The sequence below is a fragment of the Nosocomiicoccus sp. HMSC09A07 genome, assembly GCF_001808485.1.
GTDB lineage: Bacteria > Bacillota > Bacilli > Staphylococcales > Salinicoccaceae > Nosocomiicoccus > Nosocomiicoccus ampullae_A.
Window position 1 is genome coordinate 32791 of record NZ_KV793644.1, and the last position, 804, is coordinate 33594.

General features: G+C 43.7%; 1 pseudogene. It reads left to right on the forward strand.

The annotated features are described in order from the left end of the window. Positions 1-804, forward strand: a pseudogene (locus HMPREF3177_RS08590) (hypothetical protein); the annotation flags it as partial.

The window sequence follows — 804 nt, forward strand, 5'->3', positions numbered from 1 at the left end:
AAGATGGCAAAGACGGCCAAGACGGTAAAGACGGTAAAGACGGTAAAGACGGCAAAGACGGTAAAGACGGCAAAGACGGTAAAGATGGCAAGGACGGCCAAGACGGTAAAGACGGCCAAGACGGTAAAGATGGCAAGGACGGCAAAGACGGCCAAGACGGTAAAGACGGAAAAGACGGAAAAGACGGTAAAGATGGCAAAGACGGCCAAGACGGTAAAGACGGAAAAGACGGTCAAGACGGCAACACAATCCGTGTTGAAGCCAATGAAGACGGAACGTATGACATTATTGTTGTAGATCCAGAAGGCAACGAAGTTAGCCGTAATACAGTCCGTGATGGTAAAGACGGTGAAGGCGGACAGACTCCGAATATCGAAGTTTTACCAAGTGAAGACCCAGAAAACCCAGGGTATACAATCATTATTACTAACCCTGAGACTGGTGAAACAGAAGAAATCTTTGTTAGAGACGGTAAAGACGGTCAGACACCAAATGTTGAAACTAAAGAAGTTAAAGATAAAGACGGTAATGTAATTGGAGAGAGATTAATCTTTACTGATGAATCAGGAAAAGTTCTAGATGAAACTACAATTTACCATGGCAGAGATGGAAAAGATGGTGCTGACGGTAAAGATGGAAAAGATGGTCAATCTGTCGATGTGGAAGTACGTCCAGTCCTAGATTCGAATGGTAAAGTGATCGGACAAGAGCTTATCTTCCGTGACAAAGAAACAAAAGTAGAATTAGATCGCGGAATTATCTACAGTGGTAAAGATGGTGCTGACGGTAAAGATGGAAAAGATG